Origin of the sequence: Luteithermobacter gelatinilyticus (genome assembly GCF_005849285.1) — a bacterium.
Classification (GTDB): Bacteria; Pseudomonadota; Alphaproteobacteria; order Sphingomonadales; family Emcibacteraceae; genus Luteithermobacter; species Luteithermobacter gelatinilyticus.
This window is the reverse complement of record NZ_CP040517.1, coordinates 1,280,560-1,295,079: the sequence shown is the minus strand read 5'-3', so window position 1 is coordinate 1,295,079 and position 14,520 is coordinate 1,280,560. Positions and strand designations below refer to the sequence as shown.

The following is a 14,520-nucleotide window of genomic DNA, read 5'->3' as shown; positions in this document are numbered from 1 at the left end:
CGGGAATGTAAGGGTCGGGACACCGCGGTCCACATTCCCTCACCCCCCTTATTTGTCCTGTAAGAGGCTCTTGATAATGTATCCGCCGGATTTTTTATCATATTCCAGATCCAACATTCCGCGTTTTTGCGCATCTTCTAGGAGTTTTGTGAACGTTCGGTAACCGTGATAGGATTCACTGAAACCGGGTTTTCGGCGTTTCAGGGTTTGTTTGACCATGGACCCCCAGACCTTTTCTTCCTCACCACGCTCCTTCAATAAATCCTCGATTGTTTCCAGAACCAGCGTAAGTCCGGCCAGTTGTTTTTCCTCCTCGTCACTGGAACTGCCTTTCCGGGGCTGAGCCTCTGCTGTTCTGCGGCGTTTCTCTTTTCCTTGTTTTTCCGCCTCAAGGATCAGGTCATCATAATAGATAAATTCATCGCAATTCGACGTCAGCAGGTCAGACGTCGAATTTTTCACTCCCACGCCAATAACCATTTTGTTGTTTTCACGCAGTTTGCTAACCAGAGGGGAAAAGTCTGAATCACCGCTGATGACCACGAAAGTATCAACGTGGGATTTGGTATAACAAAGATCCAGGGCATCCACCACCATGCGGATATCGGCGGAATTTTTCCCTGACATGCGAACATGCGGAATTTCGATTAATTCGAAAGTCGCCTCATGCATGGCGGATTTGAATTCTTTATAACGCGCCCAGTCACAATAGGCTTTCTTGACCACAATATTACCTTTAAGGAGGAGTCTCTCCAGTACTTTCTGGATATTAAAAGCCTCATATTTGGCGTCACGGACACCAAGGGCGACATTTTCAAAATCGCAAAAAATAGCCATATTGTGGATGGTGTTTTTTAGTTTCATATTAATCTCGTAATTTATATTTATATGTTTCCAAAGGATGCCACCCCGCTGCGGCTCACACCTTTCCGGCTTGAAACACGCGCTGAGTTCTTCCCCTTATAGAACTTTATCCAATGCCTGACGATTGCTGTTGGCGCAGGTTCCTGAATGATATCAGGCGTTGTGCTTTTTCGTCCCAAAGCGCAAGCCGAAAACATGACAGGCTGTCCCGAAGACCAATGCGGTTAAGTTGCTGCAATTCAGGAATCTCTGCCAGACCAGCCCGAAGACGGTAATTGGGAATGCGACAAGACAGATGATGGATATGATGAATACCGATGTCGCCGGAAAACCATCGCAACGGCTGCGGCAGGTCGTAATAGCTGCTAGCCATGACCGAAGCCTCATGAAAGTTCCAGTCACCTTCCATTTTCCAATATGTTTGCTCAAACTGGTGCTGAATATAAAACAGCCAAACTCCAATGGCAGAAGACAGAAACACAACCGGCGCATGAACCATCATAACGTTCATAAAGCCAAAACTGACCCCCAGCGCTGTCAAAACACCGGCAATACCGAAATTTGTTCCCATCACACTGATGAACAGTTTCGGATGACGACGAATCAAATCCAGAGGAAGGCGGTATTTGATCACAAATAAATAGACTGGCCCGATCCCCAACATAATGGCAGGGGCGCGATAAATGCGATAGGCCAGACGTTTCCAGAAAGACAACGTCCTGTATTCCGCCACTGTAAGCACATCCACATCACCAATCCCCCGCTGCTCCAGGTTGCCACAGGTGGCATGGTGAATATTGTGGGCCCGGCGCCAATAGGCATGTGGTGTCAGAGTAATGATTCCGATGAGATTTCCGACCAGATCATTAAGCCGGCGGGACCGAAAATACGAACGATGCCCGCAATCGTGCTGGATGATAAACAGCCGTACAATGAATGCAGCCGTGGGAACCGCCATCAACAATGTTATATAATAGGCCTGATCGACTGTGAGCATCATGCCCGTCCATAATCCGGCCAGGGGCAGTATCGTCGTCACTAACTGCAAAATACTTCGCCAAGGGACCGGCTCGGCGTACGGGCGGATAATTTTCGACCATTCATGGTTATATTTACGCAAGCCGGCAGTATCGGTAGACCCGGCATCCGAGGCCATCGACGTGTCACTAGGCAATTGATGTATGGAAATAGTATGTGTCCTGTATCTTTTAAAAGTGTATCTCATCAGGCCCGATGATCACGGCAGAATTAAGACAACCTGATCAGCGGAACCATCGAATGCTTTTAGGAACTGTGTCCTAATCCGCAATCAAATGATCTCCCTCAGCACACAATGAGGTAGCCCTTCTTTATTACAGTTTTATTCCGGTCTTTGAAACAGAATTTTACGGGTTCTCGTTTTTTGCCCTTTCGAATTCTGCCAACTTCCCAGGCCGCTATTTCCACTTTGACCTTATCTGGAGTTAATCATACCAAACATTTTTTCAAAAATTTTCAATCAACCATTGACATTATCGGGATTTACTTTACACAGTAGACGCACGTGTAAACTTGTTTCGAGATACTTGGACAACCGGTCCGCCGTTTTACTTAGTTATCCCCTGACATTGCAAGCACTACCTTAACTGCGTCCCTTCACAATGGATGGGACGTGAAACGAATCTCCTGTTAGAGGAAATAACTATGACTACTGGTACTGTAAAATTCTTTAATTCCACCAAAGGCTTTGGTTTTATTGAACCCGAAGACGGCTCCAAGGATGCGTTTGTTCACATTTCAGCCGTTGAGCGCGCCGGACACAGCACGCTGAATGAAGGCCAAAAGGTTTCTTATGATCTTTTGCAAGGGCAAAACGGCAAGTTTTCTGCGGAAAACCTGGTCATCAGCGACTGATCTGACAGCCTATTGATTTGGGGTCAAACATCTGCCCCGTTTATTCAACCGCCTTCAGTTTTCCGCTGAAGGTGGTTTTTTTTGATCATCCGCCCTAGAGTGAATTGAGCCAACCTATACACAATTCACTCTAGGGCCGTGAACCAGTTCGGTTTTCATCTCCGAACCATGGCAAGACATTGCACAAAAACCACATAAGCCGTATTTTTCCCTATGCCACCAAGAAGACAGACAATAAGGAAACGGGATATGGGCGCATTGACCGGCATTAGAATCATCGAGCTTGTGGGATTGGGGCCCGGACCGTTTGCAGGCATGTTGCTGGCGGATATGGGAGCGGAAGTGATCGCCGTGGACCGGCTGGATACCCCAGACGTCCCGGCCCTGCCCGTCGATGTGAACCGACGCGGCAAGAAGTCTGTCATTCTGGATCTGAAGTCCGAACCGGGACGGGAAATTTTCCTGAAACTCTGTGAAACAGCCGATGCCCTATTTGAAGGGTATCGCCCAGGCGTGATGGAAAAACTGGGCCTGGGGCCGGAAATCTGCCATGCGCATAACCCACGGCTAGTATACGCCCGCATGACCGGGTGGGGTCAGGACGGCCCGCTGGCCGGATGCGCCGGACATGACATCACCTATATCGCCCTGTCCGGGGCATTGCATGCCATGGGCCCCGGGGACAGACCACCAACCGTACCGCTCAATCTGATCGGCGATTATGGCGGGGGCGGTATGATGTTGGCCTTTGGCCTTGTTTGTGCCTTACTGGAAGCCCGCAACAGCGGCAAGGGACAGGTGCTGGACGTGTCCATGGTCGAAGGGTCCTCCCTGCTGATGAGTGTATTTCACGCCCTGATGGCCAGCAAGATGTGGACCCCAGCCCGGGGGAGCAACCTGCTGGACGGAGGCGCGCCGTTCTATGACTGTTACGAAACCCGCGACGGCAAGTATATTGCCCTTGGCGCCATTGAGCGTCCTTTTATGAAAGTTTTGATTGAAAAGGCGGGATTGCCAGAAGACTGGCTGGACGATCACATGGTCCCGACACGCTGGCCGGAACGCAAGGAGGAGCTGACCCGACTGTTCAAAACACGGGATCAGAAAGACTGGTGTGAGATGCTGGAAGGCAGCGACGCCTGTTTTGCCCCGGTGCTCCCCTTCTGGGAAGCCCCTGAACATCCGCATAACAAAAGCCGCGGCAGTTTTATCAACATAGACGGCCTCCTCCAGCCGGCCCCGACGCCAAAGTTCAGCAGAACTCCGGGCAGTGTCCGGTGGGGGCCGGTCACACCGGGACAACACAGCTCGGAAATTCTGACGGAACTGGGACTGACACAGAACGAGATTGAGCGGCTGCTAAAACAGCGCGTGGTGGGCACCCCCTCTGAATAAAAGGGAAAACCGGACAGGGCTCAAAGAATCTCTTGGAAGGTAGTTGGTGCGGGCGGCCGGACTCGAACCGGCACGGTCGCAATGACCGAGGGATTTTAAGTCCCTTGCGTCTACCAATTTCGCCACGCCCGCCTGTGCTGACGATGAGAAGCTGAACAGGGATATGACATATTCCGCCTTTAAAATAAACCATGAAATGCCTGATGCCGGAAGAAAAAGGCCCACCGTGAGGATCACTTTCCCTGAATGCTGACCATCTGCTCTGCGAATCATGCCCCGTAGCGGGCGGCGTAGCCCGGATCGAGGCCGGATTTTCCCTCTGCCCCGCCCAAGGACATATATCCACGGAGATAGAGAGGGATGTTTTATGGACTATTCCCCGTCAGGTTTAATTTCCTGTTAACCCTCCTGCAAATACCTTTTTGTCGGACAGACAAATCAAAAAAAATCGCAAAATGTGACCCAAGGAGGGAGAAATAATGAAATTGTCCAAGGGAGTTACCTTTCTTGCCGGACTGAATATCAAAAGCCGACTCTTGCTTGGCTTTGGCGCCATCAATCTGATCCTGATTATCGCCGTCGGCATGACACTGGTCAATCTGGGATCCATTGACCGCCAGGTCACCCGCATTAATGATCTGCGGATGCCCACCTCCGCCACCAGCTCCCAGCTGGCCCAGGAAATATTTGCCTCTCTCGCCCATTTGCGGGACTGGATGCTTACCGGTGACAACGCGTTCAAGACCAGCCGCCAGGAAACCTGGGCAAAAATCGATGAAGTAGCATCGCGCATGGACGCGCTGTCAGGCGACTGGACCAATCCCGATAATGTGCAGGCCTGGGCAACCTTCAAGGTTACGCTGGAACAATTTCGCACAGCACAGCAGAAGGTAGAGGCCATCGCCAACAGCCAGGAACAGTTTCCGGCCAATGCCATCCTGCTGCAGGAGGCGGCTCCCCGGGCCACCCTCATGATCGACAAGATCACCGAAATGATCGACCTGGAAGGCGGCATGCCGGCCACAGCGGAGCGCAAGCGCCTTCTGGGCATTATGGCCGATGTTCGCGGAACGCTTGGTATGGCCTTGGCCAATATCCGGGCCTTCCTGCTCACGGGGGAGCCTGAGTTCCGGGAAAATTTTGCCAGATTGTGGCGCAAGAATGAAACAAGGTTTGGCGATTTGCAGCGGGCCAGCTCCCTGCTTGGCCCCAAACAGTCCGCCGCTTTCAAGATTTTCACTGCCCAGCGGCGTGATTTCGCCCCCCTTCCCGATCGAATGTTCGAGATTCGCGAATCGGAAAAGTGGGACATGGCCAACTATCTTCTGGAAACAGAGGCCGCCCCGCACGCCCGACGCCTGCTGAATATCCTGGTGGGTACAGACGGCCAAGGCGGCATGGTGGCAGATCAGAGAAAGCTGCTGTCGAATGACGTCGAAGCGACGGTCGCCACCACCGACAGTTTGACCATCGTCATGTGGCTCGTTCTTCTGGCGGGTCTGGGCGGCGGCGGCGTCATCGTCACCATGACGGCCCGTTCCATTGTCACCCCGATCGTCAGAATGACAACGGCCATGAACAGCTTGGCGAAAGGCAATAACAGCATCACTGTTCCGGGCCTGGGCCGCACCGATGAAGTGGGGCAAATGGCCCGTTCAGTGGAAGTTTTCAAGACCAATGCCATTGAACGGGAACGCCTTGAGGCGGAAACCAAGGCAGCCGAAGAAGAAATGCGCAAACGCGAGCAGCAGGAACGCGAGGCGGAAGAAGCCCGCACCAAAGCCGAAGCCGAACGGGAGCGGGCCGACATGGCCCGCCGACAGGCGCGGGCAGAAAGAATCAACAGCTTGGTTGAAAATTTTGACCGGAACATGGCCGAAGCCTTGCAGATCCTCGCCGCCTCCTCCAGCCAGATGAGCGCCGCTGCCCATCAGATGGTGGATACCTCCAACAACACCAAGGAACAGTCCGCCACGGTGGCTTCCGCCTCAGAACAAGCCGCCAACAATATACAGATGGTAGCAGCAGCGGCGGAAGAGCTGTCGTCCTCCATTCACGAAATCAGCCGTCAGGTACAAGTGGCCAACGACATTTCCGAACAGGCGGTTCGGGAGGCCGGGCAAAGCAGCATGTCCATTCAGGCGCTGGCAGACTCCGCCAGCCGCATCGGCGAGGTCATCAATCTGATCAACGACATCGCCGAACAAACCAATCTTCTGGCGCTCAACGCCACCATAGAGTCGGCCCGCGCCGGAGAAGCCGGCAAGGGCTTTGCCGTGGTGGCCAATGAGGTTAAGGCGCTGGCCGGCCAGACGGCTAACGCCACTGAGGAAATTTCCAACCAGATCGCCGAAATGCAGACCCTCACAGCAAACGCCGTGAAAAGCATAGAAGTCATCGTCGCCGTCAACCAGAAATCCAATGAAACAATGACTGGCATTGCGGCGGCCGTCGATCAGCAATCTGCCGCAACCAACGAGATTTCCCAGAATATCCAACGTGTTGCCGTGGGAACAGAAGATGTTTCCTCCAACATCAAAAATGTTGCCCAGGGCGCCATGGAAACCGGGGCCGTCGGCGAGCAGGTGTTATCTGTCTCGACAGAATTGAACCGCGTTGCGGAAAACCTGAAAAAAGATGTTGAACAGTTCCTCCAGAATGTCCGAAAAGCCTGATTTCGGGGTTCCGTTTCCCGTCCGGTCCTCAAAACCCGGTCGGGATCCCGCCCCTAGCGGCACCCGTCCCCCGAGCGGCAACCAGGAATCTTAGAGTGAATTGTGAATAGGTTGACCCATTCTGCCGGTCAGATCTGGTTCAGGAGCCAGGGGTTTGGCGCAGGCCATACTGGCGGTACGGCCAAGCCAAACCCCGCCGGAACTGGACCAGATCGGCCCGGCCCTTCGGGGTGGCGGCTTGGGGCCGCTCACTTTGTCAGACGCCTGGCCCGATGCCCCGCATCGCCCGGCGCCGTCTTCCGCGTGAGGCGGGCCACAATCCGCCAACAGAATTGAGCCAACCTATTCACAATTCACTCTAGTCCGGCTCCCCGTCGTAAACTTTGGTACCGCGCAGACTGATTTTATCTTTCAACTGCGCCGCCGCCTTGGCAAGATCGTCTGGGAAGGCCGAGCGCAGGACAAAACTCGCGCCATAGGTTCTGTTGCGATGAAACGGATAACTGCCGATGGTCACGGTCTCGAACGCCTCATTCACTTCTGTCAGGCACTGGGCAAAGAAACTTTCCCCCTCATAGACATGCATCGTAATGGTGTGCATTTTGTCTCCGCCCACAAGACGCGGTTCAATATCCTTCAGCATGGCCTGCATCACCACCGGAATACCGGCCATGACAAAAACATTCTCCATCTGGAACCCCGGGGCGCGACTGACCGGATTGGCAATCAGTGTCGCCCCTTCGGGCATCATGGTCATGCGCAACCGGGCCTCTGTCAGGTTTTCCTTGCCGTAATGATCGGTCATGATCTTCACCGCCTCCGGGTTTTGCCGGAACGGCACCCCGAACGCCCGAGCGATGTATTCAGCAGTAATATCATCATGAGTAGGCCCAATGCCGCCCGTGGTGAAAACATAATCGAAACTGTGACGCAACTCATTGACCGTGCGCACGATCACATCCCCTTCATCTGGAATGACACGAGCTTCCCTGAGGCTGACTCCCCGCTCGCCCAGCCACAGGGCCAGGTGATTCAGATTGGCATCCTTGGTCCGTCCGGACAGGATTTCATCACCAATCAGGATCACGGCCGCGGTAACAATGGTTTGGTTCTTCATGTTTTGGTTTCACCATGCAGGTTATAAAGGAATTGCCTTGGGCTTCAGATGGGACTATACCCTGTGCTCATGAAATTTACAGCAAAACTTACACGTGGGCGGTTGATCCGGCGCTACAAACGTTTTCTGGCCGATGTAGAGCTGGAAAACGGCGAGATGGTCACGGCCCATTGTGCCAATTCGGGCTCCATGATGGGACTGGTGGATCCGGGCAATGAAGTCTGGCTGTCACCGGCCACCAACCCCAAGGCAAAACTGCCCTATAAATGGGAAATGGTGCGGGTAAATGGCAGCCTGGTGGGCATCAATACCGCCCGCCCCAACTATCTTGTCGAGGAAGCGGTCCAAGGCGGTACGATTGCCGAACTGCAAGGCTATTCAGCCCACCGACGGGAAATGAAATACGGCCGTAACTCCCGCATCGACCTGTTTCTGTCAGGATCGGACCATCATCCTGACTGTTACGTGGAAGTGAAAAACGTCACCCTCAAACGCGAAGATGGTGTCGCCGAATTTCCCGATGCGGTCACCGCACGCGGCACCAAACACCTTCAGGAACTGGCCACCATGGTCCGGGAGGGGTTCCGGGCCGTCATGGTCTATTTGGTTCAACGCGAAGACTGCGACACCTTCAAAATTGCCGAAGATATTGACCCGGCCTATCAAGACGCGCTAAAGATGGCGCTGGATACGGGCGTTGAGGCCCTGTGTTACGATTGCAGGCTGGGACCGGAAGAAATCATCGTGAACCGTCCGCTCAACATCATTGGGACCTGATGGGTAATATATGAAATACATTAAAGCATCGGAAGCGCCGCTGGAAGCCACATCGGAAATCAAACTGCATGACCCCAAGGACTTTGAGGGCATGCGCAAGGCCGGACGACTGGCGGCGGAGACGCTGGACTTTATCACCCCTCATATTCAACCGGGTGTCACCACCGAGGAGTTGGACCGGCTGTGTCATGACTTTATCACCAGCCATGGCGCCATCCCGGCCCCGCTCAATTATCGCGGGTTTCCCAAATCTATCTGTACGTCGGTCAATCACGTGGTCTGCCACGGCATTCCAGGCCCCAAGAAATTGAAATCCGGCGATATTCTGAATATTGACGTGACCACCATTGTGGACGGCTGGTACGGAGACACCAGCCGCATGTTTTTTGTCGGCGAACCTTCCGTCAAGGCCAAACGCCTTGTGGACATCACTTATGACTGCCTGATGAAAGGTATCGAAGTGGTCCGGCCCGGCGCGACCTTGGGCGATATCGGGCATGCCATTCAGACCTATGCCGAAAGCCAACGCTGTAGCGTGGTGGAAATTTTTTGCGGGCATGGGCTGGGGCGGGTATTTCACGATGCGCCCAATGTGTTGCATTATGGCCGCCCCGGCGAAGGCGCCGTACTCAAGGAAGGCATGTTTTTCACCATTGAGCCGATGATCAACCTGGGCCGGCCAGACGTCAAGATTCTCAAGGACGGCTGGACTGCTGTGACCCGAGACAAGTCCCTGTCCGCCCAGTTTGAACACAGCCTGGGCGTGACCAGTGACGGCTGTGAAATCTTCACACTTTCACCAAAGGGCTGGACCAAACCGCCTTATCTGTAAGACCGGGTCAAACCTGAAATGTGGGGGGACAGATGGCAGACGACACAAAAAACGGCAATGACCAACGAACAAAGGCCCATTACACCGGTCATCGTCAACGCCTGAAAGAAAAGTTCCTGAACAGCGGCGGAGCGGCGCTGGCCGATTACGAGATTCTGGAGCTGCTCCTGTGCCTGGCCATACCACGTCGCGACGTCAAGCCGCTTGCAAAAACACTGATCCGGGAATTTGGCAATTTTGCCGAAGCCATCAGCGCTCCCCGGGAACGCCTGCGTGAAATTCCCGGCATTGGCGAGACAGCCATCGCCGCCCTGAAGCTGGCAGAAGCCAGCGCCCAGCGCCTGGCCCAGAGCCGCGTGCTGAACAAACCGGTGCTGTCCAACTGGCAGGCGTTGCTGGATTATTGCCAGATCAGTATGGGGCACCAGAAAAAGGAACAATTTCGCATTCTGTTTCTGGACCGCAAAAACCGGCTGATCGCCGATGAAGTTCAGCAGGAAGGCACGGTGGATCACACCCCGGTCTATCCGCGTGAAGTCATCAAGCGCGCCTTGGAGCTTCAGGCCACGGCCATCATCCTGGTCCATAATCATCCCAGTGGCGACCCCACGCCTAGCCAGGACGATATCCTCATGACCCGTAAAATCGAGGACGTAGGCAAACAACTGGGTATTCTGCTCCATGACCACCTGATTATTGCCCGGAGCGGCCAGTGCAGCTTCAAAACCTTGGGGCTTTTGTGACAAAAATATCCCTCAGCACCCCCTGCAACAACACAGACCCGATACGACCCCTTTTACCAACCAAACAATCGTTTTAATTTTGTGATTTTAGTGGTAGGATTCGGGGTCCAGAGGGAGATAGATATCATGTCTTTTTACAATCCGATTACCGAACTGCCGACCCATGAAGTCACCAACCAGCCCCCGGCATTGGAAAATTACAATCTTTTTACGAGCGACGCGCCACTGCTGGAAGCTTTCAAAAGGGAAAGCAATAATGCGGCGCAGGATCATTTGGACAGTGTCGGCGCAGAACTGGGACGTGCTGAAACCCTTGATCAGGGCCGTCTGGCCAATGAATTTCCCCCGGTGCTCAAAACCTTCAACCGGTTAGGACAACGCATTGATGAAGTGGAGTTTCATCCCGCTTATCATCACATGATGGGTTTGGCCAAAGAGGCCGGCATGGCGTCTTTGCCGTGGGAAAAAGACAGCAAATACGGTCATCTTCAGCATGCCGTCATCGAATATATGGTGCATCAGGTGGAAGCCGGCGTTTGCTGCCCGCAGACCATGACCTATGCCGGTATCGCCGCGCTCCAGGCCCAGAAGGCCCTCACGCCCGACCTTACAGATTTCTGGCTTCCCAAACTTATTTCACGGTCCTATGACGCCCGCATGATTCCGGCGGATCAGAAAACCGGCTGCACCATGGGCATGGCCATGACCGAAAAACAGGGTGGCTCTGACGTGCGCGCCAACAGCACCATCGCCTCCCCCCTGGGCAAGGGCGGCCCGGGCGGCGAATATGAACTCACAGGTCACAAATGGTTCTGTTCCGCCCCCATGTGTGACGCCTTTCTCACTCTCGCCTATACGGAACAGGGGCTCAAGGAACGGAAACTGAGCTGTTTCCTCGTGCCTCGTTTCCGACCGGACGGCAGCCGCAACAACTTCTTTATCCAGCGCCTGAAACAGAAACTGGGGAATTGGGCCAATGCCTCCAGTGAAATCGAATATCATAATACCTGGGCGCAGATGGTTGGGGAAGAAGGACGCGGGGTCCCCACCATCATTGAAATGGTCCACCATACCCGGCTGGATACCAGCATCGCGCCGGTCTCCCTGATGCGCCAGGCTTTAAGCCAGGCCATTCATTATTGCCGTCACCGCAGCGTGTTTCAGAAAAAACTCATCGACCAGCCTTTGATGCAAAATGTGCTTGCGGATCTGGCCGTGGAAGCCGAGGCCGGCACTTTGTTGTTTATGCATCTTGCCCGCAAATTTGACGACAGCATGGCAGATATGGAAGCCCGCCGTTATGCCCGTCTTGCCGTCGCCATCGCCAAATTTTGGCATAACAAGCGCTGCCCCAATTTTGTCTATGAGTGCATGGAATGCCTGGGTGGCGTAGGCTATGTGGAAGAAAACATCATGCCGCGGCTGTATCGCGAAGCTCCGCTGAATAGCATTTGGGAAGGATCGGGCAATGTAATCTGCCTGGACATTCTGCGCACCTTTCAAAAAGAACCAGTGGCGCTGGAGCAGTATTTTGCTGAAATCAGGCCGGCACAAGGGACTAATGCCTATTTCGACAACACGCTTGGCGAACTTAAGAAATTGCTGACAGATACTGCCAATGCGGAACGCAATGCGCGCCGAATTGTGGAAAAAATGGCGCTTTTGTTACAGGCGTCTCTTGTTCTCCGGCACAGCCCGGCTGAGGTCAACGATCTATTCTGCGCCGCCCGCCTCAGTCAGGACCGCCATACTGTCTATGGCGCCTTGCCCCAAGCAGCAGACGTGCAGAAAATATTGGACCGCGCGCTGCCCGGCGCCTGACCCTCTCTCCTGACAATTCATTTGAACCTCTGCTCCTGGGCCCCACAGCGGGCCCAAGAAGCTTGAGACTTGGGTGAAACTCTGCTACATCCTGCCCCATATCTGAAACTCTTCTCAAAACAAGACAGGTTGGAAAATGATACCCCGTTATTCCCGTGACATCATGACGTCCATCTGGGACCCCAAAAGCCGGTTCCAGATCTGGTTTGAAATTGAAGCCCATGCCTGCGATGCGCAGGCGGAACTGGGGGTGATCCCCAAAGAAGCCGCCAAGGCAGTGTGGGAACGGGGCAGTTTCGACATCGAGCGCATCGACGAAATCGAACGAGAAGTCAAACACGATGTGATTGCTTTTCTGACCTCACTGGCCGAACATGTGGGCGAAGAAGCCCGATTTGTGCATCAGGGCATGACCTCTTCCGACGTGCTGGACACCTGCTTTAATGTGCAACTGGTCCGGGCCACGGACATCCTGCTTGACGATTTGGACAAACTTCTCGAGGTTCTCAAACGTCGGGCACAGGAGCATAAATACACCGTCTGCATCGGGCGCAGCCATGGCATTCATGCCGAACCGGTGACCTTTGGCCTGAAAATGGCGGCGGCCTATGCGGAATTTGACCGCTGCCGCACCCGCCTGAAAAATGCCCGCAAGGAAATTGCCACCTGTGCCATTTCCGGCGCGGTGGGCACCTTCGCCAATATCGACCCCTATGTGGAAGAACATGTGGCCAAGGCCATGGGCCTGGAAGTGGAGCCGGTGTCCACTCAGGTTATTCCCCGCGACCGCCATGCCATGTATTTCGCCACACTGGGCGTGATCGCGAGCTCCATCGAACGCCTCGCTGTGGAAATCCGCCACCTGCAGCGTACCGAAGTACTGGAAGCCGAGGAATATTTCTCCAAAGGGCAGAAAGGCTCCTCCGCCATGCCCCATAAACGCAATCCGGTGCTGACCGAAAACCTTACCGGCCTTGCGCGTATTGTTCGCGGCTATACCATCCCTGCCATGGAAAATGTGGCGTTGTGGCACGAACGGGACATCTCTCATTCCTCCGTGGAACGGATGATCGGTCCGGATGCTACGGTAACACTGGATTTTGCGCTGGCGCGACTGACCATGGTCATGGACAAACTGGTGGTCTACCCCGAAAACATGCAGAAAAACATGGACAAGTTGGGTGGCCTGCATAATTCCCAACGGGTGCTGCTGGCGCTGACCCAGGCCGGGGTGAGCCGCGAGGACGCTTACCGGCTGGTACAGCGTAATGCCATGAAGGTTTGGGAACAGGGCGCCGATTTCGCCACCGAGCTGAAAAACGATCCCGAAGTGTCCGCCCGGCTGTCAGACGCCGAAATCGACGACAAGTTTGATCTCGGTTACCACACCAAACATGTGGACACTATTTTCAAGCGGGTGTTCGGCGAATAGGCAGCCTCACCGCCCAGGACAGTTCGTCATCGCCCCTGTTGGGGGGCGGTGACGGATCCGGATCAGCTAGAGTGAATTGAGCCACCCTATGCACAAATTCACTCTGGCCACAACTCCTCCTAATCCACCAGCGTCAGGTGCCAGAAGGAAACAATCATCCAGACGGTGATAAACGCCAGGATGAGCAGAGGCAGCTGCAACAACAGCGCAAGCCCTAAACAGAAACAGCACAAACTGGCCTGCAACAGAGTCAGGTTTTTATCTCTGGTCATCCATTTGGACGTATCAGCCACCAGCAGATAGATAAAAAGGGCCAGGGCCAAAAGTGTAAAGATAATAAGCATCGTACCTTCCCTCCCTCAGTTTCCGTCAAGCAGCTGGTCAATCAGGTCGCCGATACCGTTATAGCCCGCCAGATGCGGCAGACAGTCCACCAGCATGTATAATAGCCACCCCAGCAACAAGGCGATCCCCACAATGGGAATCAGCTTCTTGCCAACAAATTCGGCGATTTTTTTGAGAACCTTGGTTAGTGTTCTGCCGCCTGCTGCCTCCGCAGCGGCAGCTGCTGCCCCGGCTTCCCCAGCGCCGGCTGCACCAGCAGCGGCGGCCTCTCCGCCGATGCTCAGCACAACAACTTCCCCCGTCAGTTTTTCCCAGATAATGGAGATTAGCAGAATAATCACCCCGATATCCAGCATACTGATGAGTTTGTCGATAATACAATTCTTAAAGGCCGTAAAGTTCCCCGCCGCATAAGTTTCAGCAGGAAATCCGATAAGGATCAGAAGAGCCAGACAGGATACAGAAAGCTGATAAAACAGATGGTTGTTTTTCATCCATCCCTCCCCTTTTTTCAACCTTTATTATAGACACTATCGCGAAAATCGCAATATATCTATAAGTTCTATACCTATGGTTGATTCCGAGAGGGACAAAGCCAAGCTTTCCGCCCAAGACCATTTAGAGTC

General features: G+C 53.9%; 14 protein-coding genes and 1 tRNA gene. 9 read left to right on the top strand and 6 right to left on the bottom strand.

All coding sequences use genetic code 11. The features are described 5' to 3' along the window. Positions 1-48: 48 nt before the first annotated feature. Together FE788_RS05745 and FE788_RS05740 are read right to left on the bottom strand one after the other, a co-directional pair. Positions 49-864 (bottom strand): NYN domain-containing protein, encoded by an 816-nt coding sequence (locus FE788_RS05745; protein WP_138379746.1) that lies wholly within the window; start codon positions 862-864, stop codon positions 49-51. A 106-nt stretch (positions 865-970) separates the two neighbouring features. Further along, positions 971-1,864 carry a fatty acid desaturase gene (locus tag FE788_RS05740; protein ID WP_210414156.1) on the bottom strand — a complete coding sequence of 298 codons (894 nt, stop codon included), beginning with the start codon at positions 1,862-1,864 and terminating at the stop codon, positions 971-973. A 683-nt stretch (positions 1,865-2,547) separates the two neighbouring features. Here FE788_RS05740 and FE788_RS05735 point away from each other — a divergent pair. After that, positions 2,548-2,757, top strand: a complete 210-nt coding sequence (locus FE788_RS05735) for a cold-shock protein (protein ID WP_138379744.1) — start codon at positions 2,548-2,550, stop codon at positions 2,755-2,757. 249 nt (positions 2,758-3,006) lie between these two features. Continuing rightward, positions 3,007-4,152 carry a CaiB/BaiF CoA transferase family protein gene (locus FE788_RS05730; RefSeq protein ID WP_138379743.1) on the top strand — a complete coding sequence of 382 codons (1,146 nt, stop codon included), beginning with the start codon at positions 3,007-3,009 and terminating at the stop codon, positions 4,150-4,152. 44 nt (positions 4,153-4,196) lie between these two features. On the opposite strand, the gene FE788_RS05725 is transcribed toward FE788_RS05730, so the two are convergent. After that, positions 4,197-4,284: transfer RNA gene (locus FE788_RS05725), tRNA-Leu, on the bottom strand. Between the two features lie 347 nt (positions 4,285-4,631). Between FE788_RS05725 and FE788_RS05720 the strand changes: the two genes are divergently transcribed. Both FE788_RS05720 and FE788_RS14045 read left to right on the top strand, forming a co-directional pair. After that, complete coding sequence (locus FE788_RS05720) at positions 4,632-6,827, top strand: HAMP domain-containing methyl-accepting chemotaxis protein (RefSeq protein ID WP_138379742.1); 2,196 nt, start codon at positions 4,632-4,634, stop codon at positions 6,825-6,827. 154 nt (positions 6,828-6,981) lie between these two features. After that, the gene (locus FE788_RS14045; protein ID WP_168190290.1) at positions 6,982-7,134 is read left to right on the top strand and encodes a hypothetical protein; all 153 of its coding nucleotides are present in this window, start codon (positions 6,982-6,984) and stop codon (positions 7,132-7,134) included. Positions 7,135-7,185: 51 nt separating this feature from the next. On the opposite strand, the gene FE788_RS05715 is transcribed toward FE788_RS14045, so the two are convergent. Beyond that, positions 7,186-7,944, bottom strand: a complete 759-nt coding sequence (locus tag FE788_RS05715) for a competence/damage-inducible protein A (protein WP_138379741.1) — start codon at positions 7,942-7,944, stop codon at positions 7,186-7,188. Positions 7,945-8,013: 69 nt separating this feature from the next. On the opposite strand from FE788_RS05715, the gene sfsA reads away from it, so the two are divergent. The 5 genes from sfsA (at position 8,014) to purB (ending at position 13,549) form a co-directional block, all read left to right on the top strand. Then, positions 8,014-8,721, top strand: a complete 708-nt coding sequence (sfsA, locus tag FE788_RS05710; protein WP_138379740.1) for a DNA/RNA nuclease SfsA — start codon at positions 8,014-8,016, stop codon at positions 8,719-8,721. Between the two features lie 10 nt (positions 8,722-8,731). Then, entirely contained in the window at positions 8,732-9,553 is an 822-nt protein-coding gene (map, locus tag FE788_RS05705) for a type I methionyl aminopeptidase (RefSeq protein WP_138379739.1), read from the top strand. 32 nt (positions 9,554-9,585) lie between these two features. After that, positions 9,586-10,296: a RadC family protein gene (gene radC, locus FE788_RS05700; protein ID WP_138379738.1), complete on the top strand. Its 711-nt coding sequence runs from the start codon at positions 9,586-9,588 to the stop codon at positions 10,294-10,296. A gap of 126 nt (positions 10,297-10,422) precedes the next feature. Continuing rightward, a complete protein-coding gene (locus FE788_RS05695) occupies positions 10,423-12,117 on the top strand; it encodes an acyl-CoA dehydrogenase family protein (RefSeq protein ID WP_138379737.1) in 1,695 nt (564 codons plus the stop codon). 136 nt (positions 12,118-12,253) lie between these two features. Next, positions 12,254-13,549 carry an adenylosuccinate lyase gene (gene purB / locus FE788_RS05690; RefSeq protein WP_138379736.1) on the top strand — a complete coding sequence of 432 codons (1,296 nt, stop codon included), beginning with the start codon at positions 12,254-12,256 and terminating at the stop codon, positions 13,547-13,549. A 119-nt stretch (positions 13,550-13,668) separates the two neighbouring features. On the opposite strand, the gene FE788_RS05685 is transcribed toward purB, so the two are convergent. After that, positions 13,669-13,893: a hypothetical protein gene (locus FE788_RS05685; RefSeq protein WP_138379735.1), complete on the bottom strand. Its 225-nt coding sequence runs from the start codon at positions 13,891-13,893 to the stop codon at positions 13,669-13,671. A gap of 15 nt (positions 13,894-13,908) precedes the next feature. After that, the gene (locus FE788_RS14040) at positions 13,909-14,388 is read right to left on the bottom strand and encodes a hypothetical protein (RefSeq protein ID WP_168190289.1); all 480 of its coding nucleotides are present in this window, start codon (positions 14,386-14,388) and stop codon (positions 13,909-13,911) included. Between the last annotated feature and the right edge of the window lie 132 nt (positions 14,389-14,520).

Excerpts from the sequence above, each read along its gene's own strand:
- FE788_RS05745 (WP_138379746.1), bottom strand. The coding sequence starts at position 864 with ATGAAACTAAAAAACACCATCCACAATATGGCTATTTTTTGCGATTTT.
- FE788_RS05740 (WP_210414156.1), bottom strand. The coding sequence starts at position 1,864 with ATGATGCTCACAGTCGATCAGGCCTATTATATAACATTGTTGATGGCG.
- FE788_RS05735 (WP_138379744.1), top strand. The coding sequence starts at position 2,548 with ATGACTACTGGTACTGTAAAATTCTTTAATTCCACCAAAGGCTTTGGT.
- FE788_RS05730 (WP_138379743.1), top strand. The coding sequence starts at position 3,007 with ATGGGCGCATTGACCGGCATTAGAATCATCGAGCTTGTGGGATTGGGG.
- FE788_RS05720 (WP_138379742.1), top strand. The coding sequence starts at position 4,632 with ATGAAATTGTCCAAGGGAGTTACCTTTCTTGCCGGACTGAATATCAAA.
- FE788_RS05715 (WP_138379741.1), bottom strand. The coding sequence starts at position 7,944 with ATGAAGAACCAAACCATTGTTACCGCGGCCGTGATCCTGATTGGTGAT.
- sfsA (WP_138379740.1), top strand. The coding sequence starts at position 8,014 with ATGAAATTTACAGCAAAACTTACACGTGGGCGGTTGATCCGGCGCTAC.
- map (WP_138379739.1), top strand. The coding sequence starts at position 8,732 with ATGAAATACATTAAAGCATCGGAAGCGCCGCTGGAAGCCACATCGGAA.
- radC (WP_138379738.1), top strand. The coding sequence starts at position 9,586 with ATGGCAGACGACACAAAAAACGGCAATGACCAACGAACAAAGGCCCAT.
- FE788_RS05695 (WP_138379737.1), top strand. The coding sequence starts at position 10,423 with ATGTCTTTTTACAATCCGATTACCGAACTGCCGACCCATGAAGTCACC.
- purB (WP_138379736.1), top strand. The coding sequence starts at position 12,254 with ATGATACCCCGTTATTCCCGTGACATCATGACGTCCATCTGGGACCCC.
- FE788_RS05685 (WP_138379735.1), bottom strand. The coding sequence starts at position 13,893 with ATGCTTATTATCTTTACACTTTTGGCCCTGGCCCTTTTTATCTATCTG.
- FE788_RS14040 (WP_168190289.1), bottom strand. The coding sequence starts at position 14,388 with ATGAAAAACAACCATCTGTTTTATCAGCTTTCTGTATCCTGTCTGGCT.